The 24,565-nt window shown below is 63.5% G+C and carries 23 protein-coding genes and 3 pseudogenes; 10 read left to right on the forward strand and 16 right to left on the reverse strand.

Annotation, left to right across the window (positions count from 1 at the left end; genetic code table 11):
• Positions 1-73 precede the first annotated feature (73 nt).
• On the forward strand, positions 74-832 hold the full coding sequence (locus tag AC0L2A_RS33640; RefSeq protein ID WP_473612502.1) for a metallophosphoesterase family protein: 759 nt from the start codon (positions 74-76) through the stop codon (positions 830-832).
• 41 nt (positions 833-873) lie between these two features.
• Here AC0L2A_RS33640 and AC0L2A_RS33645 read toward each other — a convergent pair whose 3' ends face one another.
• Positions 874-1,173, reverse strand: coding sequence for a hypothetical protein (locus AC0L2A_RS33645; RefSeq protein ID WP_473612519.1), 300 nt, complete (start codon positions 1,171-1,173; stop codon positions 874-876).
• On the opposite strand from AC0L2A_RS33645, the gene AC0L2A_RS33650 reads away from it, so the two are divergent.
• Both AC0L2A_RS33650 and carB read left to right on the forward strand, forming a co-directional pair.
• Positions 1,070-2,026, forward strand: a complete 957-nt coding sequence (locus AC0L2A_RS33650; protein WP_473612504.1) for an SH3 domain-containing protein — start codon at positions 1,070-1,072, stop codon at positions 2,024-2,026. The genes AC0L2A_RS33645 and AC0L2A_RS33650 overlap by 104 nt on opposite strands.
• Positions 2,027-2,285: 259 nt before the next feature.
• Positions 2,286-5,783: a carbamoyl-phosphate synthase large subunit gene (gene carB / locus AC0L2A_RS33655; protein ID WP_091595024.1), complete on the forward strand. Its 3,498-nt coding sequence runs from the start codon at positions 2,286-2,288 to the stop codon at positions 5,781-5,783.
• 116 nt (positions 5,784-5,899) lie between these two features.
• Here carB and AC0L2A_RS33660 read toward each other — a convergent pair whose 3' ends face one another.
• Entirely contained in the window at positions 5,900-6,364 is a 465-nt protein-coding gene (locus AC0L2A_RS33660; protein ID WP_473612505.1) for a hypothetical protein, read from the reverse strand.
• Complete coding sequence (locus AC0L2A_RS33665; RefSeq protein WP_023799775.1) at positions 6,365-6,754, reverse strand: DUF6152 family protein; 390 nt, start codon at positions 6,752-6,754, stop codon at positions 6,365-6,367. It abuts the gene before it with no gap.
• Between the two features lie 373 nt (positions 6,755-7,127).
• On the opposite strand from AC0L2A_RS33665, the gene AC0L2A_RS33670 reads away from it, so the two are divergent.
• Positions 7,128-7,448, forward strand: a complete 321-nt coding sequence (locus AC0L2A_RS33670) for a DUF1476 domain-containing protein (protein WP_027151140.1) — start codon at positions 7,128-7,130, stop codon at positions 7,446-7,448.
• A 130-nt stretch (positions 7,449-7,578) separates the two neighbouring features.
• On the opposite strand, the gene AC0L2A_RS33675 is transcribed toward AC0L2A_RS33670, so the two are convergent.
• The 4 genes and pseudogenes from AC0L2A_RS33675 to AC0L2A_RS33690 form a co-directional block, all read right to left on the reverse strand.
• Positions 7,579-8,130: a DUF4142 domain-containing protein gene (locus AC0L2A_RS33675; protein ID WP_473612506.1), complete on the reverse strand. Its 552-nt coding sequence runs from the start codon at positions 8,128-8,130 to the stop codon at positions 7,579-7,581.
• A 144-nt stretch (positions 8,131-8,274) separates the two neighbouring features.
• Positions 8,275-8,550, reverse strand: a pseudogene (locus tag AC0L2A_RS33680) (DUF899 family protein); the annotation flags it as partial.
• Positions 8,550-8,984 (reverse strand): annotated as a pseudogene (locus AC0L2A_RS33685) (GNAT family N-acetyltransferase); the annotation flags it as partial. The pseudogenes AC0L2A_RS33685 and AC0L2A_RS33680, both read right to left, overlap by 1 nt.
• Before the next feature lie 5 nt (positions 8,985-8,989).
• Complete coding sequence (locus AC0L2A_RS33690) at positions 8,990-9,853, reverse strand: transglycosylase SLT domain-containing protein (protein WP_473612508.1); 864 nt, start codon at positions 9,851-9,853, stop codon at positions 8,990-8,992.
• 179 nt (positions 9,854-10,032) lie between these two features.
• Between AC0L2A_RS33690 and AC0L2A_RS33695 the strand changes: the two genes are divergently transcribed.
• Positions 10,033-10,602 carry a methylated-DNA--[protein]-cysteine S-methyltransferase gene (locus tag AC0L2A_RS33695; protein WP_473612509.1) on the forward strand — a complete coding sequence of 190 codons (570 nt, stop codon included), beginning with the start codon at positions 10,033-10,035 and terminating at the stop codon, positions 10,600-10,602.
• 11 nt (positions 10,603-10,613) lie between these two features.
• Here the strand turns inward: AC0L2A_RS33695 and AC0L2A_RS33700 are convergent, their stop codons facing one another.
• Positions 10,614-10,940, reverse strand: a complete 327-nt coding sequence (locus AC0L2A_RS33700; protein ID WP_236375426.1) for a hypothetical protein — start codon at positions 10,938-10,940, stop codon at positions 10,614-10,616.
• A gap of 329 nt (positions 10,941-11,269) precedes the next feature.
• Here AC0L2A_RS33700 and AC0L2A_RS33705 point away from each other — a divergent pair, with 329 nt between their 5' ends.
• Positions 11,270-11,482 (forward strand): cold-shock protein, encoded by a 213-nt coding sequence (locus AC0L2A_RS33705; protein WP_023678332.1) that lies wholly within the window; start codon positions 11,270-11,272, stop codon positions 11,480-11,482.
• Between the two features lie 483 nt (positions 11,483-11,965).
• On the opposite strand, the gene AC0L2A_RS33710 is transcribed toward AC0L2A_RS33705, so the two are convergent.
• The 3 genes from AC0L2A_RS33710 to AC0L2A_RS33720 all read right to left on the reverse strand — a co-directional run bounded on the left by AC0L2A_RS33710 (position 11,966) and on the right by AC0L2A_RS33720 (position 14,457).
• Positions 11,966-12,577 carry a glutathione S-transferase family protein gene (locus AC0L2A_RS33710; RefSeq protein ID WP_473612510.1) on the reverse strand — a complete coding sequence of 204 codons (612 nt, stop codon included), beginning with the start codon at positions 12,575-12,577 and terminating at the stop codon, positions 11,966-11,968.
• Between the two features lie 114 nt (positions 12,578-12,691).
• Complete coding sequence (locus tag AC0L2A_RS33715; protein WP_473612512.1) at positions 12,692-13,546, reverse strand: EAL domain-containing protein; 855 nt, start codon at positions 13,544-13,546, stop codon at positions 12,692-12,694.
• A complete protein-coding gene (locus tag AC0L2A_RS33720) occupies positions 13,543-14,457 on the reverse strand; it encodes an EAL domain-containing protein (RefSeq protein WP_027151130.1) in 915 nt (304 codons plus the stop codon). Before AC0L2A_RS33720 ends, AC0L2A_RS33715 begins: the two co-directional genes overlap by 4 nt.
• A 206-nt stretch (positions 14,458-14,663) precedes the next feature.
• Here AC0L2A_RS33720 and AC0L2A_RS33725 point away from each other — a divergent pair, with 206 nt between their 5' ends.
• Positions 14,664-15,866 (forward strand): pyridoxal phosphate-dependent aminotransferase, encoded by a 1,203-nt coding sequence (locus AC0L2A_RS33725; RefSeq protein WP_473612513.1) that lies wholly within the window; start codon positions 14,664-14,666, stop codon positions 15,864-15,866.
• Between the two features lie 62 nt (positions 15,867-15,928).
• Here the strand turns inward: AC0L2A_RS33725 and AC0L2A_RS33730 are convergent.
• The 3 genes and pseudogenes from AC0L2A_RS33730 to AC0L2A_RS33740 all read right to left on the reverse strand — a co-directional run bounded on the left by AC0L2A_RS33730 (position 15,929) and on the right by AC0L2A_RS33740 (position 18,102).
• Positions 15,929-17,441 (reverse strand): annotated as a pseudogene (locus AC0L2A_RS33730) (DHA2 family efflux MFS transporter permease subunit).
• A gap of 71 nt (positions 17,442-17,512) precedes the next feature.
• On the reverse strand, positions 17,513-17,920 hold the full coding sequence (locus AC0L2A_RS33735; RefSeq protein ID WP_091595004.1) for a (R)-mandelonitrile lyase: 408 nt from the start codon (positions 17,918-17,920) through the stop codon (positions 17,513-17,515).
• Positions 17,917-18,102 carry a hypothetical protein gene (locus tag AC0L2A_RS33740; protein WP_473612515.1) on the reverse strand — a complete coding sequence of 62 codons (186 nt, stop codon included), beginning with the start codon at positions 18,100-18,102 and terminating at the stop codon, positions 17,917-17,919. The genes AC0L2A_RS33735 and AC0L2A_RS33740 overlap by 4 nt, the downstream gene beginning before the upstream one ends.
• 168 nt (positions 18,103-18,270) lie before the next feature.
• Here AC0L2A_RS33740 and AC0L2A_RS33745 point away from each other — a divergent pair, with 168 nt between their 5' ends.
• Both AC0L2A_RS33745 and AC0L2A_RS33750 read left to right on the forward strand, forming a co-directional pair.
• Complete coding sequence (locus tag AC0L2A_RS33745; RefSeq protein ID WP_473612516.1) at positions 18,271-20,322, forward strand: elongation factor G; 2,052 nt, start codon at positions 18,271-18,273, stop codon at positions 20,320-20,322.
• A gap of 744 nt (positions 20,323-21,066) precedes the next feature.
• Positions 21,067-21,567, forward strand: a complete 501-nt coding sequence (locus AC0L2A_RS33750) for a methyltransferase family protein (protein WP_473517861.1) — start codon at positions 21,067-21,069, stop codon at positions 21,565-21,567.
• 48 nt (positions 21,568-21,615) lie between these two features.
• On the opposite strand, the gene AC0L2A_RS33755 is transcribed toward AC0L2A_RS33750, so the two are convergent.
• Positions 21,616-22,512, reverse strand: coding sequence for a LysR family transcriptional regulator (locus AC0L2A_RS33755; RefSeq protein WP_023799796.1), 897 nt, complete (start codon positions 22,510-22,512; stop codon positions 21,616-21,618).
• A gap of 72 nt (positions 22,513-22,584) precedes the next feature.
• Complete coding sequence (gene trxB, locus AC0L2A_RS33760; protein WP_023799797.1) at positions 22,585-23,559, reverse strand: thioredoxin-disulfide reductase; 975 nt, start codon at positions 23,557-23,559, stop codon at positions 22,585-22,587.
• A 256-nt stretch (positions 23,560-23,815) separates the two neighbouring features.
• Here trxB and AC0L2A_RS33765 point away from each other — a divergent pair, with 256 nt between their 5' ends.
• A complete protein-coding gene (locus AC0L2A_RS33765; RefSeq protein WP_473612517.1) occupies positions 23,816-24,292 on the forward strand; it encodes an Lrp/AsnC family transcriptional regulator in 477 nt (158 codons plus the stop codon).
• Positions 24,293-24,565: the final 273 nt, after the last annotated feature.

Consider the following 24,565-nt stretch of genomic DNA (forward strand, 5'->3'; position numbering starts at 1 on the left):
GGGGGCGAGGAACCCAAGTCCTGTAGAGTCCGCCCTCTCCCTGCCAGTCATTCGTCAACTCACGGAGCTTCCCATGCGCATTGCCGTTCTCGCCGATATCCACGGCAACATCCTCGCCCTGGACGCCGTGCTCGACGATCTGCGGCAGCGCGGTGGTGCTGACCTCATCGTCAATCTCGGCGATTGCGTCTCCGGCCCGCTCTGGCCGCGCGAAACCATGGAGCGGCTTGAAGCGCTCGCCCTGCCGACAGTTCGCGGCAACCACGACCGCCGCGTCGCCCGCCATACCGCGGATGAAGCCATGTGGCCGTCCGACCGCTATGCGCAGGAACGGCTGACATCGGTCCAGCGCGAGGCACTGTTGGCCTTGCCCCTCACGCTAGAGATCGCCCCAGCCGTGACCGCCTTTCATGCCCGACCCGACCATGACGAAAAATACCTTACCGATACGATGGCCGACGGCCGGCTGGCGCGCGCGCCGCTGGTCGCCATCAAGCGGCGGCTGGCCGCGCTCGATCCCGCTTGCCGCATCGTGCTGTGTGGCCACAGCCACCGCAGCGAACTGATCCGTATCCCCGACGGCCCGGTGGTCTTCAATCCGGGCAGCATCGGCTGCCCCGCTTATGGCGACGACACGCCACCGGCGCATGTCTCCGAGCAAGGCTCTCCGCATGCACGCTACGGCATCGTCGAATTGGGTGGGCCGGGCCGCTCCGACCGCTTCGAAGCCATCGCCGTCGACTATGACCATGAGGCGGCAGCGCGGCAGGCCGAACAGGCGGGACGGCCGGAATGGGCCTACGCGCTGCGCACCGGATTTATGCCAGGCTGAACGAGGCACGAGTTCATGCCGCCCGACTGAACGCAACGCGTTCATGTCAGGCTGAACGCAACGCGTTCATGCCGCACGCTGAGCTTGCTCGTGCCGCGGACCGAACACCATTCCCCAGCCGCATTTTCCGGCTTACATAGCGCCATGTCGTCGCTTATAAAATCGTCCTGGAATGCGGTGGCGATTCGGTGCCTGGCCGCGCCTTCGGAAATGCTTCTATCGCCCACGGCCAAAATGATGAGGCGCACAGTTACGCTCCGGACGACGCTGCTGATTGCCGCCCCTCTCCTGCTGACGGCGCTGCTGCCGGCCAGGGCCGAGGAGGCGCCTTTCGTCTCCATCGTGACCGACCTTGCTCCGGGCGATCTCCTGAACGTCCGCGCCTCGGCATCGGCGATGGGCAAGATCAAGGCTCGGCTGCCGAATGGCACGAGCGTCAACAATCTCGGCTGCAACGACGTCAATGGCTATCGTTGGTGCAAGGTCGCAGAAATTGACAACCCGCAACTGGCGGGATGGGCTCCCGCGCGCTACCTGAACCCCGAGAATCCGGCGGCAGTTGCGGAGGTGGATATCGAAGCGACCGGTGAAAGCACGGCCGTTGCAGCCGGCGACTCGAACCCGGCAACTGCAGATCAGCCGCCGCCGGACCTGACGGCGCGCCTGGATGCGACCGGTCGCGAACCCACGATGACTGCCGTTGAGGCAATCGGCAGAGTGGCCATCGAGGATGCTTACCGCCTGGCGCTTTTTGCCAGCGAAAATCCTTCGGCCGGCGAGGCGCAGGCGCCCGCGGCAGCGGACAAGCCCATCCGCAATCGCGCCGCCAATGCGGCGCCTCCGGCCAACGCACAAACCGTTGCGCGGCTGCAGCCGCCAGGGCGGCCCGCGCCGGCGCTGGGTGCCCGCAACGAGATTCCTTGTGCGCGCCATGTCGGCCAGCCGATGACCAGCTGCAAGGCAGGCGTTGTCCACACGGGCGACAAAGCCGAGGTCACCGTGACCTGGCCCGATGGCGGCACGCGTGTCATCAGATTCCAGGCCGGTCGGCCCGCCGGCTCGAACGCATCAGGCGAGTTCCGCTACACCCGCGAGGGCAGCCTGAACATCATCCGTGTCGGCGTTTCCGAACGCTTCGAGATTACCGACGCCCTGGCGCTGGGGGATGAGTGGCTAAGGGGAATAAGGCAGTAGGGCGGTAGGGCAATATGTTTAAAGGGCGCTCGAACCCCTGCCCTACTGCCCTACTGCCCTACTGCCCTACTGCCCTACTGCCCTACTGCCCTACTGCCCTACTGCCCTACTGCCCTACACTCCGCATTTTAGGGGGTTACATCCGGCAAAACTCTTCCCTATAAGGCCCTCCTAGCCTGATACCAGAATCGCGAGCACAACCGGCCGGGTCTTCCCGTCCGGTTTTTCGTGCAAGCCGCCTGCCGAACGGACCCTCGATATGCCAAGACGCACCGACATCAAGTCGATCCTGATCATCGGGGCCGGCCCCATTGTCATCGGTCAGGCCTGCGAATTCGACTATTCCGGCACCCAGGCCTGCAAGGCGCTCAAGGAAGAGGGTTTTCGCGTCATCCTGGTCAATTCCAACCCGGCCACCATCATGACCGACCCGGAACTGGCCGACGCCACCTATATCGAGCCGATCACGCCGGAAGTGGTGGCCAAGATCATCGCCAAGGAGCGGCCGGACGCGCTGCTGCCGACCATGGGCGGCCAGACCGCGCTCAACACCGCCCTGTCGCTGCGCCGCATGGGCGTGCTCGAGCGCTACAATGTCGAGATGATCGGCGCCGACGCCACGGCAATAGACAAGGCCGAGGACCGGGCGCTGTTTCGCGAGGCGATGAAGAAGATCGGCCTGGAAACGCCAAAATCGATGCTGGCCAACGCCACCGACGTCAAGAATGCCGACCGCAAGACGCATGAGGCCGAACGCGCCGCGCTGAAGGCCGAGAAGCCCGAAAACCTCGACGCCGCGCTCGACGCGCTCGAAACGCGCTGGAACCTCGGCGAGGGCGACCGCAAGCAGCGCTACATCAGCCATGGCATGGCGATCGCCGCACAGGCGCTCGACCATGTCGGCCTGCCCGCCATCATCCGCCCGTCCTTCACCATGGGCGGCACCGGCGGCGGCATCGCCTACAACCGCGCCGAATTCTACGAGATCGTCCAGTCCGGCCTCGACGCCTCGCCGACCACCGAAGTGCTGATCGAGGAAAGCGTGCTCGGCTGGAAGGAGTACGAGATGGAGGTTGTCCGCGACAAGGCCGACAACTGCATCATCGTCTGCTCGATCGAAAACATCGACCCGATGGGCGTGCACACCGGCGATTCGATCACCGTCGCCCCTGCCCTGACCTTGACCGACAAAGAGTACCAGATGATGCGCAACGCCTCGATCGCGGTGCTGCGCGAGATCGGCGTCGAGACCGGCGGCTCCAACGTGCAGTTCGCCGTCAACCCCGCCGACGGCCGCCTGGTGGTGATCGAGATGAACCCGCGCGTCTCGCGCTCGTCGGCTCTCGCCTCCAAGGCGACCGGTTTTCCGATCGCCAAAATCGCGGCGAAGCTCGCCGTCGGCTACACGCTGGACGAGTTGGAGAACGACATCACCGGCGGCGCGACGCCGGCCTCGTTCGAGCCGTCGATCGATTACGTCGTCACCAAAATCCCGCGCTTTGCCTTCGAGAAATTCCCCGGCGCCGAGCCGGTGCTGACCACTGCGATGAAGTCGGTCGGCGAGGTCATGGCCATCGGCCGCACTTTTCAGGAATCGCTGCAGAAGGCGCTGCGCGGACTGGAAACCGGCCTCACCGGCCTCGACGAGATCGAGATCCCCGGCATCGCGCACGGCGCGGCCAGCCACGCCGACGACCGCAACGCCATCCGCGCTGCCCTCGGCACGCCGACGCCCGACCGGCTGCGCATGGTGGCGCAGGCGATCCGCATGGGCACCTCTCTGGAAGACGTGCACGCCATGTGCAAGATCGACCCGTGGTTCCTCGAACAGATCGCCGGCATCCTCAACATGGAAGCCCGCATTCGCGAGCACGGCATTCCCGAAGACGCCGCCAATCTGCGGATGCTGAAGGCGATGGGTTTCTCCGATGCCCGCCTCGCATCCCTGGTCAGGAAAGACGTCGAAGAGGTTCAAAAGATACGCGAAAAGCTCGACGTTCATCCGGTTTACAAGCGCATTGATACTTGCGCCGCCGAGTTCGCCTCGCCGACCGCCTACATGTACTCGACCTATGAGGTGCCCTTCGCCGGCGCGCTCGCCAACGAGGCGCAAGTCTCGTCGCGGAAAAAAGTCGTCATCCTCGGCGGCGGCCCGAACCGCATCGGCCAGGGCATCGAGTTCGACTATTGCTGCTGCCACGCCGCCTTTGCGCTGCGCGACGCCGGCTTCGAGGCGATCATGGTCAACTGCAACCCGGAGACCGTGTCGACCGACTACGACACCTCGGACCGGCTCTATTTCGAGCCGCTGACGCCGGAGGACGTTTTGGAGATCCTGCGCGCCGAGCAGGCGTCGGGCGAGCTGGTCGGCGTCATCGTCCAATTCGGCGGCCAGACGCCGCTGAAGCTGGCGGATGCGCTGGAGAAGGCCGGCATCCCGATCCTCGGCACCTCGCCCGACATGATCGATCTCGCCGAAGACCGCGACCGCTTCCAGAAGTTGTTGCACAAGCTCGGCCTCAGCCAGCCGAAGAACGGCATCGCCTATTCGGTCGAGCAGGCCCGCCTCGTCGCCGGCGAGCTCGGCTTCCCGCTGGTGGTGCGCCCGTCCTATGTGCTCGGCGGCCGCGCCATGCAGATCATCCACGACGAGAGCATGCTGCAATCCTACCTGCTCGACACCGTGCCCGGCCTGGTGCCGGAGGACATCAAGCAGAAATACCCCAACGACAAGACAGGCCAGATCAACACACTGCTGGGCAAGAACCCGCTGCTATTCGACACCTATCTCTCGGGCGCCATCGAGGTCGATGTCGACTGCCTGTGCGACGGCAAGTCGACCTTCGTCTCCGGCATATTGGAACACATCGAGGAGGCCGGCATCCATTCGGGCGACAGCGCCTGCTCGCTGCCGGTGCACTCGCTGCCGTCGGAGCTCGTCGACGAATTGGAGCGCCAGACGGCCGCACTTGCCCGCGCGCTCAATGTCGGCGGCCTGATGAACGTGCAGTACGCGATCAAGGACGGCACCGTGTATGTGCTCGAGGTCAACCCGCGCGCGTCGCGCACCGTGCCCTTCGTCGCCAAGACCATCGGCCGCCCCATCGCGAAAATTGCCGCCCGCATCATGGCCGGCGAGAGCCTGGAAGACGCCTTCGCCCATTACGGCGCCATGCCCGACCCCAGAAATCCCGGCCACATCGCGGTCAAGGAAGCGGTGTTCCCCTTCGCCCGCTTCCCCGGCGTCGACATCTTGCTCGGGCCGGAAATGCGCTCGACCGGCGAGGTCATGGGCCTCGACCGCGACTTCGCGCTGGCTTTCGCCAAGAGCCAGCTAGGAGCGGGTGTTGATCTCCCCCGCGCCGGCACGCTGTTCGTTTCGGTGCGCGACGAGGACAAGAAGGGCATCCTGCCGGCGGTCAAGCGTCTCGCCGGCCAGGGTTTCAAGGTAATGGCCACCTCGGGCACCGCCCGCTTCCTCGCCGAGAACGGCGTCGCTGCCGAGAAAATAAACAAGGTGCTGGAAGGCCGCCCGCACATCGAGGACGCCATCCGCAATCGCCAGGTGCAGATCGTCTTCAACACCACGGACGGCCAGAAGGCGGTGTCGGACTCAAAATCGCTGCGCCGCGCGACGCTGATGCAGAAGGTGCCGTATTACACGACGCTCTCGGGTGCGGCGGCAGTGGCGGAGGCGATCGCGGCGCTGCGGGCGGGGAACCTGGAAGTGCGCCCGCTGCAGGAGTATTTTGCCTAGGCGATTAGCTGATCTCCCCCCAAGTGAGGGAGATGGCCGGCAGGCCAGAGGGGGCGCTGTCCCGCCAACGCTACAGCACCCTGATCCGTCCAGAGCACGCTGTGCCGAGCCCCGCCTCAGTTAAGAAACCCAATGAACCGTCCGGCGAAAAGCACGGACGTCCACAGCACCAGCGAGAGCACAGCCAGGATAGTGACGGTACCGCCGGGCGGCTCGTCGCCGCCTTTTGCGTGGCGCATGAAGGTGAGAAAATTGGCGACGGCGAGGAGTATGAGCGTCATCTTGGTGAGAAAAATCGGCATCGCCGCATACTCTCTCGCCCTGACTGAAAAGAGCAGCGACCCGGTGACAAGCGCGCCGGCGAACGCGGTAAATGCGGTGCGGCGCAGCAGCGCGATGAACGCCGCCTGCGGCAGCGAGCGGAAGGCGCCGAGGATCCTTAGGTCCATGAGCCAGACGCTGGTCAGCAGCGCGCCGATCGACATGATGTGCAGCGCATTGACTATGGGATAGGCGACGAAGGAGGCCTTCAGCCCCCTTACGATGGCGAGTTGCTCGATGCCGGCGAGGAGCTCGTCCATTCACGCCGGCGGCACGCGGTCGGGATAGACGTCATAAGCCTTGCCGTTGACGATGACGCGGGCTGCTTTCATCCACTTCTCGGTCTCGTCGCGCGAGCGGTGGCCGATCGCGGTCACCTCGTCGCCGACCTTGGCGACCTCCTCGGTGAAGCCGGCGGCCATCGTGCGGGACGGCGGCGCCAAATCCACCCGCCAGGCCTCTCCGTCGGCGTCGACATCCAGTGTGGCGTGCGGATTGCCGATATAGATGGCTGTGATCTTGCCCCGGAGCTCAAAAAACCCATCCTGGGTCCACGACCAGCCGTGATGGGCGTAAGCTGCGGTGCCAGCGGCAAGGATCACTGCCGCTGCCAGCGTGACGCTCCGAATCCCGTTGAAAGGTGACTGCATCGCTCGCCTCCTCGGCTCATCCCGCCAATCGAGAGTAGGTCACGGCGCGGCAACGTCAAATCACATCGGTGCGAAGGCCGTCGGCGAAGCTATCGGTTGTCGATGTCGGCGCCGCCCCTCATCTGCCTGCCGGCATCTTCTCCCCGTCAAGAACGGGGAGAAGGGACCTAGCCGCAACGCTGGCACCCCCTCTCCCCGTCCTTCACGGGGAGAGGGTGAGGGTGAGGGGCAGCGCCAACCCGAAGCGATTGCCCTGCGGCATGAACGGTCCGGTCTTGCTTATGACATCGATGCACGCCATGTTCGGCCCCTACCGCCGCTCTTCTTCTCCATCGGATGAAGGTCGGAGACTCACACCTGAACGAGGCAAATTATGAGCAGTATGAGAGACCGTCAGGAAGGCTTCGAAAAGAAGTTTGCGATGGACGAGGACACGAAGTTCAGGGCCATGGCGCGCCGCAACAAGCTGCTCGGCCTATGGGCCGCCGAAAAGCTCGGCAAGTCAGGTGAGGACGCCGACGCCTATGCAAAAGAGGTGGTGCGCGCAGACTTCGAAGAGGCCGGGGACGACGACGTGTTGCGCAAAATACGCGCCGATTTCGACGCGGCGGGCGTTGCCCAGTCGGATGTTCAGATACGCGGCGTCATGAACGACCTGCTGGCGACGGCGGTAGAGCAGATCAAAAACACCTGAGAGAGCGCCAACTTAAAGCGCGTCGCGACGTGCTTTAAGTTCTCGTTTATGCGTTTCCCAAAACCGCTGCGCATCTCGGGTCAGGCCCAGGGTCAGGCCCGAGGGGCATGCGTTTGGGTGACGACATGCATTAGCTGTGGGCTGCCACCAGATCCTTTAGGCGCTCTTCGTGCATCCGCAGCGTCGGTAGCGTCTTCTTGGCGAATTCCTTCAGCGCCGGGTCTTCACCCGACTGCGCATAGGTTGAAAACAGCGCTAGCGCCTGTTTGTGCGCCTCGGTCTGCAGGAGGATGTATTTCGCCTGGAATTCATCGCCATCGAGGTTCTTGAGCTGGTCCAGCATCGCCTGGTCTTTCGGCAGCAAAGCCGGGCCGCTCGCTGTCACCGAGGCCGTGATCTGGCTCTGTTCGAGAGCTGCCTTGAAATCCTCGCCAGCCTTGGTGTGATCCCTGACCATCAGCGAGGCGAAATCCTTCACATCGGCGGCGACATTCTTTTGTTCGGCCAGCTTGCTGCTTTCAATCTCGAACCGGTTGGCGCTGGGGACGGTTCTGGAGAAGGTCTCGGTGTCGATCTTGGTTTGGCCGACAGCAGGTATATCGGCCGGCGTGGCGGATTGGGCTAGGGCCGCCGGCGCGCCGGCAAGCAAGGCGACCATGGCAAGCGTGAGATGCGTTTTCACAGGAAATCTCCGGGTTTGTGATCCTCAGAGAGTCCAACGCGACACCAGCGGCGAAGTTGCGCGACTGGACAGGAATGAGGTGTCGGCGATCCTGCCAACACCCCCCGCTCGGCGCCGATACGCCGGAAATATGCTTGGCAAAGCTCAGTGGCAGCAGGCGCCGGCATATTGCAGCTGTTCATCCCAGTTCGGCCGGCCCTCCGGTGTGAAATCCATCAGGTTCCACAAGGGCTCGCAAGTGCCGATGGCGCGCGGGTCCTGACCGGGTTCGGACGGCGCGAAGCCAAGCTCCGAGCTCCAGAAATGCCGGATGCCATCGGCGTCGCGATGGAACACCGACAGCATCGGCAACTGCGCGCCGTCGTCGGCCTCGGCGTGGTAGTCGCGCTTGAAGCTGTTGCCTGCCGACGAGAGCAGCCGGCAGCATTCTCAACCGTGTTGGTTTTGAGATCGACATGCGCAGCGCCGCGTGCGTGAAAGGCGGTGAAGACGTGCCACATCAGCGCTTCGGCGATGCCTCGGCCGCGCGCCTCGGGGTGGACGGCAAGGTCTTTCACGAACGCTCTCGTCCAGCACAACGCGGCGCCTGCCAGCCGACCCTTGCTGTCGATGACCAGGAAACATAAGGCAGGGTCGAATTCCGCGTCGCTTGAAATACGCGGCCACCATTCGTCGAACGGCCCGTCGGCGCCATCGTCGAAGACGGTGGTCAGCAGCGTATGCAAAGCCAGCGCGTCGGCGGCCTCAAAACCGCGCATGACGAAACCTTCCGGCCAGCGCGGCGGGGCGAGCGTGTCGTCGAGGATCTTGCGCAGCCTTATGTCGTTCGGCGCCGGCGGGCGCGGCTCAGGCATGGCGTTCAGGCGTCGGGCTGCAGGCGACGCCGACTGCGGTCGCGGCCCAGACCGGTTTGTTCCAGCATGCCCTTGCGCTTGGCGTCGTAATAATAGCCGCTCTGGTAGAGCCGATCGGCGCGCTTGGCGTTGCCGCCGGCCACCAGCCAGGCGCCACGCAGATATTTCACCGCATATTTCAGATTGGTCTCGGCGTCGAACAACCCGCTCGCCGGCCCGTCATAGCCCATGCCGCGCGCCGTCGCATGCTTGATCTGCATCAGCCCCCAATGGCCGCGATTGTAGGCCTTGGGATTGAAGGTGCTCTCGCGCTTGACGACGCGGCGCACCAGGTCGACCGGAACCTGATAGAGGACGGCATATTTCTCGATAAGCCGCTCGATCTCGCCGCGCGGTCCCGCGGAATACTGTTTGGCAGGGCTGGTCGAAAGCAGGGCGGACTGATTCTCAGGCAGGGCGTAGGCGACCTGCTGGACGCCGGGCATCGTCTTGCCTGTCTCGCCGGTGACCGGCATCGCAACGGCGGCGATCGCATAGACAGGCGCTGTGCCGGCTGGCGCGGCATCGGCCGTCATGGCTGCAGGCGCAGTTGCGGCCAACGGGGTCGGGCCGGCAAAGGCCGCTGGCTGGACAGGCGTCGCGGCGGGATCGACGGCCAGCGCCGCGGTCTGGACGGGCGTGACGCCGGACGATTCCGGCAGCACCGAAACCGTGTCGGGCAGCGCCAGCGCATAGCCGGCATCGCTACCATCTGCGGCAGTTTCAGTCAGGGAAGGCACGGCCTTGGTCTGCGCGGTCGAAGTGCAGCCGCTGAGACCGGCCGCAGCGAGCATCACGCCGATCGCGGGAAAGATGATTTTTGCTGGCAAGCCGCGCTCGGGTCCGGTTCGTCTGTTAAGAAGTCCTTACACCAGCGGCTTTCCCCCGGCAATCCGCAGCCAGTTGGGATTTCCAATGGTTTTCGGGTGGCAACAGACCCCTGAGAATGCGATATCTCGTTCTCGATATGTACTGGATTGCCATTCGTTCCCAGGGAAAGGAGCACATCATGGAAGACACCTCTCAAGCCATCGCCGGCCACGCGGTCTTCGAAACCGTGATCGGCTTCATGGGCATCGCCTGGAGCGAGGCCGGGCTGACGAGGCTTTGCCTGCCCCAGCGCAGCCGCGACGCGGTGGAACGGCGGTTGCTGCGCCATGCCGGCAACGCCGCTTCGAGCGCCCGACCGCAATGGGTTACCGATCTGATCGCGTCGATAAAGGCCTATGCCGCCGGCGAAGACGTGGATTTCTCCGGTGTGCCGGTCGATCTCACCGGTGTCGACGATTTCCGCCTCGCAATCTACGACGCGGCGCGCAAGCTCGCCTATGGCGAGACCACCACCTATGGCGAACTGGCCAGGCGCGCCGGCCATGCCGGGCTGGCGCGAGAGACGGGCGCCGCGCTCGGCGCCAACCCGGTGCCGCTGGTCATCCCTTGCCACCGCATTCTTGCCGCCGGCGGCAAGATCGGCGGTTTTTCAGCGCCGGGCGGCTCGACCACCAAAGAGAAGATGCTGGCGATCGAAGGCGTGCGCGTCGGTCCGCCGCCCCCGGCGCAGGTCTCTTTTGGATTTTGAGGCCGGCATTGCTAGTCCGGAAAGATGCGCCGGCGGAAATGCCGGTCTGTTTCCACGCGCTTGCACTTGTAGACGATGCAGGAGTTGGTATCGGCGCTCGGCACCGAAGCGCGTGCCCTGACCTCGCCCATGTTGCAGAAACTCTGGCTCCGCACATAACGGTCGTAGAGCGGCAGCCCCGGCGTGCGCGTCGACTGATAACGCAGGATGACGGCGCCTTCCCGTGCGATCGTCGCGCGCACCGTGCCGCAGGTCATGCGGCTCGGGTCATAGCGCGAGATCGCCTGCGCCTCGGCGGCGACCAGCGTTAGGCAGGCGGCAAACAGGACAGTTTTCATGGTCCTCTCCCCAAACAGGACCGGACGCTCGGAGGCGGCACGATCCTTCCCCGCAGCGCGCGATAGGCCATACGACCCGGTGCAACGCCCGATGTTGCAACGCTTTCACGCGATTGGGGCGGCCATTGGGCAGCACCGCATCATCGCCTTTTTTCGTGCAGTCTTGTTTTTTGCGGAGAAGCGGACTATATGAGGTCCATTGATATTTCGGCCGATCGATCCGGGCCTCGCGATATTCGCGTTTGCTGACGTCTATCCCCAAAATCTCGATACAAACCGGCTGGACTTTGGTTCGGTCAAGCTAAAGCAAACGTATAAGGACTATCGAAATGGCAACAGGTACGGTCAAGTGGTTCAATTCCACCAAGGGTTTCGGCTTCATCCAGCCTGACAGCGGCGGCGCGGACGTTTTCGTCCACATCTCCGCAGTCGAGCGCGCTGGGCTGTCGACCCTGGTCGAAGGCCAGAAGATCAACTTCGAGATCGAGCAGGACCGCCGCACTGGCAAGTCGTCCGCTGGATCTCTGAGCAAGGCAGCCTGATTTTGCGAATGGCGCGCGCCGGGCGATAGCTCGGGGCGCGCGGCAAGTCACGGATGTACTGACGGTCGCGCGAGAAGCGTGCCGGAGCGGAAAGAACCCGACAAGCCGAAGCAGCAGATTGCTGCCGGCCCGGCCAAAGCGCTCCCGATCAGGCTACCAAGCATGGGAAGGCGGGATTTTGTCCCGCCTTTTTGCTGTCCGGATTTTAGACGCCGACAATTGGCGAACCGGCGCTGCGGCGTCCTTCTCCCCGTCACTATACGAGGAGAAGTGCCCGGCAGGGCGATGAGGGGCAGCGTGACGCATCAGGACCACCATCGCAGAGCCAAGCACGCCATTACGACAGAGGCTGGCGCCGCCCCTCATCTGGCTGCCGCCATCTTCTCCCCGTATAGTGACGGGGAGAAGGACACTTTGTCCGAAGCTTTCGCCAATCGCCAATCTTGCTCAGGAGAATCGGCGAGCAGCATCTTCGATGGATAACTACCCCAGCCACTCCATCGGCACATGCCCAGGATCAGTCTCGACCCGTTTCAGCCAGGCCGCCACCGCCGGGTAGGCGTCGAGCTGAAAACCGCCCATCTCGGCCGTATGCGTATAGGCGTAGAGTGCGATGTCGGCGACGCTCAAGGCCTCGCCGGCAAAGAACGCACTGTCCGCCAGATACTTGTTCATCACGCCGAGCGCCTTGTTGCCGCGCTCCAGCGTAACCGCCAGCCGTTCCGGCGTCGCGTCCTTGGCCCGTTCGGGAAAGGTCAGCAGCGCCTTGCGCACCGCGATATAGGGTTCGTGGCTGTACTGCTCGAAGAACAGCCATTGATAGGCCAGTGCCCGCTCGTATCTGTCGGCCGGCAGCAACCGCGTGCCTTCGGCGAGATAGAGCAGAATGGCGTTGGATTCGGCAAGCCGCCGGCCGTCGTCGAGCTCGAGCAGCGGCACCATGGCGTTCGGGTTCTTGGCGACATAGTCTGGCTTGCGCGTGTCGCCGGTGTGCGAGCTGACCTCGACATTGGTGAAAGCGATGCCGAGCTTGGCCATCAACAGGCGCGGCTTGTAGCAATTGCCGCTGTCGATCATTCCATAGAGTATGGTCATTTTTGCTCCCATCGCCGCTCCCCTCGGCGGAGCCGCCTTTACCGGCAATTATCCTGGCAGCGACGGCTTCCTCCAGTGATTTGTTTTGGCGCAACCATAAGCGCCGCTGATAGATCACCCAAACAACGGCACGACGTTGTTGGCCATGCCAAGCAGCCTGTCGATGGGCAGCGGCTCCTCGTCGAAGACCGAGCCGGCCAGCGCCGGCCGGGCAAGGTAAAATCCTTGCATCAGGTCAACGCCGCCGTCCAGCGCGACGCGCAGATGCGTGGCTTGCTCGATGCCTTCGACCAGCACTTTGGCGCCGCGGTCATGCAGCGCGGAGACCAGCGGCCGGAAAAACCGTTCGGCGGCGGCATGGCGGCAGAATTCCGCGAACCAGGTGCCGTCGATCTTGACGATGTCGGGCTGGACAAGAGCGACCCGTTCTTCCGTCGAATGCCCGGTGCCGAAATCGTCGATGGCGATGCGGATGCCGTCACGCCGCATCTCGCGCGCCAGGCTGACGAGCACCTTGTCTTCGGCCGCCTGTTCGGTGATCTCGCAGACCAGCATGCCGGGGTGCAGGTCGAACTCGGCGAGACGCCTGGTCATCAGCCTGATCTCAGCCAGCGCTCGCCCGGGGTCATCATTGATCAGCGGATTGTAGTTGAAGAACAGGTCGAGCCCGCCGACGCCGATATTGCGGAAATTCCTGAGATGCAGCACCCGGCACATCGTCTCGACGAACAGGCGATCCGCCACGGGGATGCCGTCGAAGAATACGCGCGGCGCGACCGGCCTGCCGGCGCGGTGCGGCTCGATCAGGCCTTCGACGGCGACGGCGTTCAAAAACCTGCCGCGCGGCGCAAAGATCGGCTGGTAGGCGCTCCTCAGCCGGAACGCGCCATAGACGCCATATTCGATCCCGACTTCGTCGGCAAAGATTGCCTCGCCGACATTGCGCCGCCTGTCGGGCCGCCCGGTCATGGCACCACCTTGCGCCCGAAAGCCCGTTTCGGCCGCGGCGAAGGCGAGACGGTCGCAGGCGCCGCGCCGGCGTCAGGCGCCGTCACCGGCATCTGCCTTTCCTTGCCGAAGACTTGGCTTTCGTTGCCGAAGACGTGAAAGCTGGTCGGTGCAAGCTCCGGGCGCGCCAGCGCGAATCCCTGCACCATCGAGGCTCCCGATTTCTCGGCCAGTTCAAGCTGCCAACCCTCCTCGATGCCCTCGAACACGGTGCGGATGCCTTGCTGTTCGAAACTTGCCACCATGGCGGTCAGCAGCGCGAAGCCGGCGCCGGACTCCATCAGTTGCATGATCCAGTGGGCATCGAATTTGACGATGTCAGGCCTAAGCTCCTTGATCCGGTTGATGTCGGACTCTTCGGCGCCGTAGTCGTCGACCGCGATGCGAAACCCGTTGGCCCTGAGCGCCTCGACGAAATTGTAGAGCGTTTCCTGCGACGCCGACTTTTGCTCGGTCACCTCGCAGACGACGCGGTTGGCATCGATCCCGGCCTCATGCAGCACCAGCCGCATGTCGCGCAGCGCGCTGTCGGCGATGCTGCGATCGGTGAACACCGACGGATCGAAGTTGATGAAAATGAATGCCTCCTGCGGCAGGCAGGCGCCGGCGTTCAAAAGGTGCAGCGTCCTTGTCAGCGCCTCGATATGCAGGCGGTCGACCGTCGGACAGGCGTTGAAAAAACTCACCGGCGTCTGCGGCTCGGCGTCGCGGAACGGCCTGATCAGGCCCTCGAATCCGGTGATCGACAATTTGCCGTTGCTGAAGGCAAAAATCGGCTGGAAGGCGCTTTGCAGCGTATAATTGCCCCAGACACCGCTGGCGGTGCCGTCGTCGTGACGGACGATATGGGCAAGCCCGATGCTGCGCGACACGGTTCCTCCCGTTGCGAGACTGGTGGAATGGGTCGTGATCCAGCCACCCCGGGTTTTACCGCGTGTAAGTGAATTTATTGTTGCCGGATTTGCCGGGGGATTTGAGGTCTGGCTCATCCGACAATGCTTGCGCTTGGCGGGATGATGCGACATGAGAGACGCCGCGGTCGGACGCACCGCCAAGCCTACAAGGAGACACCGCCGTCATGGCCTTTCTTGCCGACGCCCTTTCCCGCGTAAAGCCTTCCGCGACCATCGCAGTGACGCAGAAAGCGCGCGAGCTGAAAAACGCCGGCCGTGACGTGATCGGGCTGGGTGCCGGCGAACCCGACTTCGACACGCCGGACAATATCAAGAACGCTGCGATCGAGGCCATCCACCGCGGCGAAACGAAATATCCTCCGGTTTCCGGCATCGTGCCGCTGCGCGAGGCAATCGCCCAAAAATTCAAGCGAGAGAACAATCTCGATTACCGGCCGGAGCAGACCATCGTCGGCACCGGCGGCAAGCAGATCCTGTTCAATGCCTTCATGGCGACGCTGAACCCCGGCGACGAGGTCATCATTCCGAGGCCGTACTGGGTCAGCTATCCCGAGATGGTAGCGATCTGCGGCGGCACCCCGGCATTTGCCGACACCTCCATCGACAACGGCTTCAAGCTGACGGCGGCGGCGTTGCAAAAGGCGATCACGCCGCGCACCAAATGGCTGTTGATGAACTCGCCGTCGAACCCGTCGGGCGCCGCCTACAGCGAGGCTGAGTTGCGCGCTCTGGCCGACGTGCTGCTCGAACATCCCGATGTCTGGGTGCTGACCGACGACATGTACGAGCACCTGATCTACGGCGATTTCGTCTTCACGACCATCGCCGAGGTCGAGCCGAAGCTTTATGAGCGCACCCTGACCATGAACGGCGTGTCGAAGGCCTATGCGATGACTGGCTGGCGCATCGGCTATGCGGCCGGGCCGGTGGCGCTGATCAAGGCGATGGACATGATCCAGGGCCAGCAGACCTCCGGCGCCTGCACCATTGCCCAGTGGGCATCGGTCGAGGCGCTGAACGGTCCGCAGGATTTCATTGCGAAAAACAAGGCGATTTTCCAGGCTCGGCGCGATCTCGTCGTGTCGATGCTCAATCAGGCGCGCGGCATCACATGTCCGTCTCCCGAAGGGGCTTTCTACGTCTATCCGTCCTGTTCCCAGTTGATCGGCAAGAAGACCAAAGCCGGCAAGCTGATCGACAGCGACGAAGCCTTCTGCTCGGAACTGCTCGAGGCCGAGGGCGTGGCGGTCGTGTTCGGTTCGGCATTCGGCCTCGGCCCGAACTTCCGCATCTCCTATGCCACGTCGGAGGCGTTGCTCGAAGAGGCCTGCGCCCGCATCCAGCGCTTCACCGCCTCGCTGACCTGATCAAGCGCATCTCGAACACCAAAACCCGGCTCGCAATCGGGTTTTGGCGGTCGGCGCCAGCCTCATCCCTGGCGACTGTGATTGGTTTCGCGCGCCGAACGAGCCTCGGCCGGCGCCAGAATGGCGGCCAGAAGCCCGGCCGTGACGAACGAAACGATGGCGGCCGTCAGCATCGCCGCATGGAAGCCCCCGGCATAGGCGGCTGCGAACAGATCGCGCAGGCCGTCCTTGCCCATCGCCGCATCGGCTGCGAAATCGTGCCTTGAAACCGCGGCGCGGGCCACCGCTCCGGCATTGGCGACACCGGCATTTTCAAGATGCGCCGTCAGCAGGGCTGTTGCCCGCATGCTCATCAAGGCGCCGAGCAGGGCGATGCCGATGGCGCTGCCGCTCTGGCGGGTTGCGTTGATCACCGCCGACACCATGCCCGAACGCTCGCGCGGCGCAAACGACATCGCGGCAGCGCTGCCGGTCGGGATGGACAGCGCATTGCCGAGGCCGCCGACCGCAAACAGCAGGCCGATCGTCACATAGGGTGTCGAGGGTCCAACCCAGCACATGCCCAGCATGGAAAGACCGCTCGAAAGATAGCCCGATGTCATCAGCGCCGAGTGTCCGTAGCGCTGACTGAGCCTGCCGATCGCCGGCGACACGACCATTTGGACAAGGAACAGCGGTGCCATGGACAGGCCGGCCTGTGTCGGCGACCAGCCCTGTGCCTGCTGCAGGAACATCGAATAGAGGAAGACGCTGGTGTAGGAGGTGAGGCCGAGCGCGAACGAGGCGACATTGGCGACGGCGAAGCGAACGTCGCGGAACAGGCCAAGCGGCAGCATCGGCCGCGGCGTGCGTGCCTCGAAGACAAGGAATGCCACTAGGCCGGCGAAGCCGACGACAAGGGCGATAACAGCCTCTCGATCGCCCCAACCTTTTTCGCCTGCCGATATCAGGCCGAAGGTCAAGGCGCCCAGCCACAGAATGCTGAGCGCCAGGCCGACAAGGTCGAGATGGGCATGCTCGGGGTGTGAAGTCTCTACGATCGAAGCCGCACCGAGCATGATCGTGGCCAGGCCGAGCGGCAGGTTGATCAGGAAAATGCTCTGCCATCCGGCGGTTTCGACCAGGATGCCGCCGACGACCGGGCCGGTGAGCAGCGAGACAGCTGCGAACGACGCCCAGCCTCCGATAACGCCGGCACGCTCGCGACCGTCGGGAAACGCCTGCGTCAGAATCGACAGCGCACCCGGAATGATCAGCGATCCGGCTATCCCTTGCACCACCCGGCACCGACAGGTTGGGCGCGATTGCACATATGGCAGAGCCAGCCACGAAGATGCCGATGCCTGCCAGCCAGGAGCGCTTGCGCCCGTAGCGGTCGCCGATCAGGCCTGCCGACAGCATGAAGGCCGACAGGCAAAGCGTGTAGGCGTCGATCACCCATTGCAGCCCGGCGAAATCGATGCCGAGCGCAATCTGGATCGTCGGCAGGGCGACGTTGACGATGCTGATGTCGAGCAGTGCGACGAATGTGCCGAGATAGACTGCGGCAACAAGAGGCAAGCGACGGTTCGACATGAAACCCAAACCTGAGCGTGGAAATCACCTACAATGATCAGACGCGACCAATGATCAGACGCGACGCGCTTTTAGGTCCGATCAACGCCGCCATACTGCTCGTCGGTCACCGTCTCCAGCCAGTCGGCATGGACGCCGTCGAGCGCCTCCTGCATGGCGATATGGGCCATCGCCGATTTTGGACCGGCGCCGTGCCAATGCTTTTCGTCAGGCGCAAACGAGATGACGTCGCCGGCCCTGATTGCCTGTATCGGCTCGCCCCAGCTTTGCGCCAGGCCGGCGCCTGACACGACATAGAGCGTCTGGCCCAGCGGATGCGTATGCCAGTGGGTACGCGCGCCGGGCTCGAAACCGACCATGATAGCGCGTAGCCGCGCCGGCGCTTCCTTCTCGATGATCGGCGTCTGCCACACGCGGCCGGTGAAGTACTTTTCCGGCGCAATGACGGTCGGCACGCTGCCGCAAGCAATGATCTTCATCGACGCAAAGTCCTCAAGCTGACGGCGGATCGGTCGGCGACGATCCGCTCCTTTTTGTCGCAGGAAGCGACTTTCATCCGATAACCATCATGGCGCAACCGCTTTTGCTGCCGTTCGGCGACGGACCCTGTCACGGCATTGACGGAAAGCCCAGGCCCGCATTCGACGGCTTCGCCGATCATGGCTCAACATCCGCGACATCAGGCGATCCTCCGATCTCAAATCACTTGCCCTCCCGCCTAACCCGTGGGACGATGCCTTTGGGTAGGCGGCAAACTGAAAAAGCCCCGCCCGCGACGGTCGACAGGCCGGCCGCCGCTCCCAGGGAAACGCCTGAGTGGAGGTCAGTCATGGGAACTCGCGCCGGAGGACGACGCACGGGACCGAAATGCATTGCCATCGTCGGTCCCTTTGCAAGCGGTAAGACGACACTTCTCGAAGCCATATTGGCCCGTACGGGCGCCATCCCCCGCCAGAATCCGGTCTCCTCGGGAAACACAGTTTCCGATCATTCGCCCGAGGCACGCGCCCACGCCATGAGCGTTGAGGCGACGTTTGCCACCACCGACTTCATGGGCGAGCAACTCACCTTCGTCGATTGTCCCGGCTCCATCGAATTCTCCTTCGAGGCAGAGCCGGTTCTGGCCGCCTGCGACATTGCCGTGGTCGTCGCCGAAGCCGACGAGAAGAAGATCCCTGCCCTGCAGCTGATCATGCGCAAGCTCGATGATCTCGGCGTGCCGCGCATCATGTTCCTCAACAAGGTCGACAAGGCGATATCAGGCGTGCGCGACACGCTGAAGATGTTGCAGCCGGCGAGCTCGGTGCCTTTGCTGCTGCGCCAGATCCCGCTGCGCAAGGACGGCGTGGTGATCGGCTCGATCGATCTGGCGCTGGAGCGCGCCTACATCTATCGCGAATATGCCGAAAGCGAAGTCGCCCAGATCCCCAGCGACGACAAGGCGCGCGAGCTCGAAGCGCGCTTTTCCATGCTGGAGACGCTCGCCGACCATGATGATCAACTGATGGAGCAGCTGCTCGACGAAATCGAGCCGCCCAAGGATGCCATCTTCGACGACCTGGCCGCCGACTTGCGCGATGGTGCCGTGACGCCGGTGCTGATCGGCACCGCCGAGAAGGGCAATGGTGTGCTGCGGCTGCTAAAAACGATCCGCCACGACGCGCCTGATGTTGAAGCAACACACAAGCGCCTCGACGCACCTGACGGCAATGCGACCGTGGTCCAGGTGATGAAGACCATCCACACCGCGCATGGCGGCAAGCTGTCGATCTCGCGCATCCTGTCCGGCCAGCTTGCCGACGCCTCCGAGCTCTTCCTTTCGAACGGCGCGACGGCAAAGGTCTCCGGCATCTACAGAATGCTCGGCAAGGACCAGACCAAGCTCACCTCGGCCCCGGCCGGCGACACGGTCGCGCTCGGCAAGATGGACGAGGTCACGACCGGTCAGACCTTGAGCTCGATCAAGGGCGGCATCAACCCCTTGGTCACGCTGACGCCGCCGCAACCGGTCTATGCCTTTGCGTTGCGACCGAAGGAACGCAAGGACGAGGTCAAGATGTCGGCGGCCATCCAGCGCCTTGCCGAGGAAGATCCCTCGCTCAGCGTGCGCCACAATCAGGATTCGGCTGAAACCGTGCTGTCGGGCCATGGCGAAATGCATCTGCGTGTCGTGCGCGAGCGGCTGGAGGGCAAGAACCAGATTCCGGTCGAAGGCCATCCGCCGGCCGTGCCTTACCGCGAGACGATCCGCAAAGCGGCGCAGCAGCGTGGCCGTCACAAGAAGCAGTCGGGCGGCCATGGCCAGTTCGGCGACGTGGTGATCGAGATCAAGCCGCTGCCGCGCGGCTCCGGTTTCCAGTTCACCGACACCATCACCGGCGGCGCCGTGCCGAAAACCTATATCCAGTCGGTCGAGGCCGGCGTGCGCGATTATCTGAAATCGGGCCCGCTCGGCTTTCCGGTGGTCGACGTCGCCGTCAACCTGTCCGACGGCTCCTATCATTCCGTCGATTCGTCGGACATGGCCTTCCAGATGGCGGCAAAGCTGGCGATGAAGGAAGGCATGGCCGCCTGCTCGCCGGTGCTGCTTGAACCGATCATGAAGGTGGAAATCGTCACGCCGTCCGACGCGACATCGAAAATCATCGCCCTGATCCCGCAGCGGCGCGGCCAAATCCTCGGCTATGATGCGCGGCCCGGCTGGCCGGGATGGGATGTCGTCGAGGCGACCATGCCGCAGGCCGAGATCGGCGATCTGATCATCGAGCTGCGTTCGGCCACCGCGGGCGTGGCCAGCTACCGTGCCAGCTTCGACCATATGGCCGAACTCACCGGCCGCCTGGCCGACGAGGCGTTGAACGCCAATGGCAAGGCTGCCTGACACTTGAACTTGGCGACGGTCAGGCTGCAGAACACAAGGAAACGGCGTCCGGAAATGATCCGGACGCCGTTCTCTTGCGGACCGTCTTCGTGGGAGGCGAAATGGCAGGTCCGCCGCACATGCCGCCAACGCTTGACAGCCTCAGCGGAAGAATAGTTCGGACGCGGCAGCCGCCTGAGCCCGGATCGTCCGAGTGATGCCCCCATCTCCCGCACGAACCACACCGCGTCCTATGATCTGCTTAGTCGATGCTGCGCGCCTGCGACATGTTACCTGAGGTTACATGTCACTGTTACATGACAATTTCGGTCGGCTTTGCGTCAGCGCCGGCAGGGTTCGGGATACAAAAAAGCCGGATCAACGAAGATCCGGCTGAGTTTGATTGGAAGTGCCTGTTAAGGCTAACCTCCAGAGGGGAACACTCGAGGGCGCTAATGGGAGGAGAACGCGCCCAGGAGATGATCCATATATGTGCTCATCATGCCCAAGAAACAAGCATCTATTTTGCAACACTCGCATGCAAAATGACACAGGCTGTGGTCTAAGCCGTTGCTTGGCCTCGTAGGACCAGAAGAATCGCGAAATGCGGTGCGCAGCCAGTCAAGAATCACTGCGAAATAGCGAACCAGCGCCGATTTTCGGTCCAGAACGCAGAAAACAACGAATGATGGCGAATCAGGCAGCGCGCGTTTATTTTTGCGGCAGCCATGCATCGGCCCGAAAATCGCGCCGAAGGAAGCCCCGATGAGGACCCGTCAGGCGATCGCCGGCAGCGCGCTGTTCTTCATCGCGGCGCCCGGTGTGGTTGCGGGATTGCTGCCTTGGCTGTTGGCCGATCGCTATCGTCTGCCATGGTCGACCCTGCCCGGCCTGGTCCCGGTCGGCTGGTTACTGATTGTCGTTGCAACGGCATTGCTGCTTCATGCCTTCGCCCGTTTTGCTCTCGAGGGCCTCGGTACGCCCGCTCCGGTCGCGCCAACCGAGCGACTGGTTGTCGGCGGCATCTACCGCCATGTCCGCAACCCGATGTATGTGGCCGTGCTGGCGATCATCCTTGGCCAGGCGCTGCTGTTTTCGAGCGCGGCTCTCGTCGCCTATGCCGCTATCGCCGCCGTCGCCATGGTCTCGTTCGTGAAGTTCCATGAGGAACCGACGCTTGCCCGCCGCTATGGAGCCGAGTACGAGGCCTACCGCCATGCCGTTCCAGGCTGGCTCCCTCGCCTGACGCCATGGCGCGGCCAGTAAGTGATCGTCCGCGATGCAAGCAGGAAGCGATTTGCAGAAAGGATCCGTTCAGAACGACCAGCTTCGCGCCTTGGCGATGATGAAATCGCGGAAGACGTGCAGTTTCGCCTGGTTCTTCATCGCATCGGGATAGGCGAAATAGGTGTCGAAGGACGGCACTTCGGTCTCCGGCAGCAACTGCACCAGGCCTGAATCCTTGCTGACCACATAGTCGGGCAGCATGGCGATGCCGGCGCCACCCTGGACCGCGCGCTTGATCGACAATATGTCGTTGATCTGCAGCGTCGGCACCCTTTGCCCGCCTTCGAAATCGCCGACCGTTTCCAGCCAGTTCAATTCCGACAGATGCGCCGGCACCGGCACGCCGAAGGTGACGATGCGATGGCTCTTCAGCTCGGCGATCGACGCCGGCTTGCCATATTTGTTGACGTAGGAAGGGGCGGCATAGAGATGGAAATGCACCGTGAACAGGCGGCGCTGGATGAGATCGGGCTGCTGCGGCTGGCGCAGCCGGATCGCGCAGTCCGCCCGGCGCATGGTGAGGTCGAGTTCCTCGTTCGCCAGGATCAGCTGCAGGCTGATCTCGGGATAGAGCTCGATGAATTCCTGCACGCGCTCGGTCAGCCAGCCGGCACCGAGCCCCACCGTGGTCGTCACCCTGAGCACGCCGGAAGGCCGATCCTTGGCCTCGGTCAGCCGCGACTTGATCGTCTCCAGCTTCATCAGCACGTCATGCGCCGTGCGGAACAGCATCTCACCCTGCTCGGTCAGCACCAGGCCGCGGGCATGGCGATTGAACAGCGGCACGCCGACATCATGTTCGAGCGCGCTGACCTGCCGCGAGATCGCCGATTGCGACAGATGCAGTGTCTCGGCGGCATGGGTGAACGACCCAGCTTCCGCCGCAGCGTGAAACACGCGTAGCTTGTCCCAGTCCAACGCCATGATGCCCCCGTTCTGTTTTCTGGCGTCTGAATGAAAAATCAGGCTTTTGCGCGGCTTTTCTCGGCCGCTTGTTTACTCCGCCGCTTCGCGGTGAACTTCGATCCCGGCGAGGTACTTTTCCGCCTCGAGCGCGGCCATGCAGCCGAGCCCCGCCGCCGTGACCGCCTGGCGGTAGATGTCGTCGGTCACGTCGCCGGCGGCGAACACGCCCGGCACGTCGGTGCAGGTCGAATCCGGCGCCGTCCACAGATAGCCGTTCGGCTTCTGCTTCAGCTTGCCGGCGAACAGCTCGACCGCCGGCGCATGGCCGATCGCCACGAACACACCGTCGACCGTCAGATGCATCTCCTGGCCGGTCACCAGATTGCGCAGCTTCAGTCCTTCCACCGACGGCGGCAGCGGCATCTTGCCGGACTGACCGGTGATCTCGTCGACGACGGTGTCCCAGATGACGCGGACATTGTCCTTCTTGAAAAGCCGCTCGCTGAGGATGCGCTCGGCGCGGAAGTCGCTGCGCCGGTGGACGACCGTCACGCTCTTGGCCAGGTTGGAAAGGTAGAGCGCCTCCTCCACCGCCGAATTGCCGCCGCCGATCACCGCGACATCCTTGCCGCGATAGAAGAAGCCGTCGCAGGTGGCGCAGGCCGATACGCCGAAGCCCATAAAAGTCTGTTCGCTCGGGATTCCCAGCCATTTCGCCTGCGCACCGGTGGCGATAATCAGCGCGTCGGCGGTATAGGTAGCGCCGGAATCGCCCTTGGCACGGAACGGCCGCACGTTGAGGTCGACCTCGGTGATGATGTCGTTGATGACGTCGGTGCCGACATGCTCGGCCTGTTTCAGCATTTGCTCCATAAGCCACGGACCCTGGATCGGATCGGCGAAGCCGGGATAGTTTTCAACATCGGTGGTGATCATCAACTGGCCGCCCTGCTGCAGGCCGGCGACCAGCATCGGCTTCAGCATGGCGCGGGCGGCGTAGATTGCCGCCGTATAGCCGGCGGGACCGGAGCCGATGATGAGAACGGGTGCGTGCTTGGACGTCATGTCAGGGCTTTCACAACAACCGGACGCGAATGAAGCGTCCGGCACAGGGATCGATTTCGGCCCTAATCTAGGTGTTGCAGGCGACGCCAGCAAGACGACCTGGCCTTCGTCCCCGGAAAGCTTCCCCGCAAACAGACGATCCATGAACATCTTGCGCGGGCGACTGTCCCAAAATCAGCGACTGAAGGGATGGAATGGACACCAAAGTCGTTTACAAAATCACGAAAGATTCTTGCGTGAAGCGCCGAAGGTATCCATGCCGCTCAAAGCCGATCTCGATGCCATCGACTGGAAAATCCTGCGCGAGCTTCAGCACGACGGGCGCATGACCAATGTCGAATTGTCCGGCCGCGTCGGCATTTCGGCACCGCCATGCCTGCGTCGCGTCAGGCGGCTGGAAGAGACCGGCGTCATCCGCGGCTATCGCGCCTTGCTCAATGCGCCGGCGCTCGGCCTGGACGTCGTCGCCTTTTGCCTCATCGGCCTGCATCACCAGGCCGACGCGGAGCTGAAAAGCTTCGCCGAACGCACCCGCGGCTGGCCGATCGTTCGCGACGCCTGGATGGTGTCGGGCGAATCCGACTTTTTGCTGCATTGCGTGGCGAGCGACCTCGGCGCCTTTCAGACCTTCGTCATCGAGGAACTGGCCTCGGCGCCGAATGTCGACACGGTGCGGACGGCACTGACCATCCGTCGCGTCAAGGACGAGGGCCTGGTGGCCTTCCCGGCTTGAACTGGGGTGGCAGGGCAATCGCCGATCTCGGCGCCACCCCTCATCCGCCTGCCGGCACCTTCTCCCCGTATAGTGACGGGGAGAAGGGGACTGCCGCAGCCTCGACGCCAATTTTGCAGCGTTGCTGATTGGCGAAACCGTTGATGACAGCATCTTTCTCCCCGTCACTATACGGGGAGAAATGTCGGGCAGGACAATGAGGGGCGGCGCCGAGACCGGCAATTGGCCTGAAGCGACTACCCTGACCTGGACGGATTAAGGCCAAAGCGCCTC

Source organism: Mesorhizobium sp. WSM4844 (assembly GCF_055811775.1).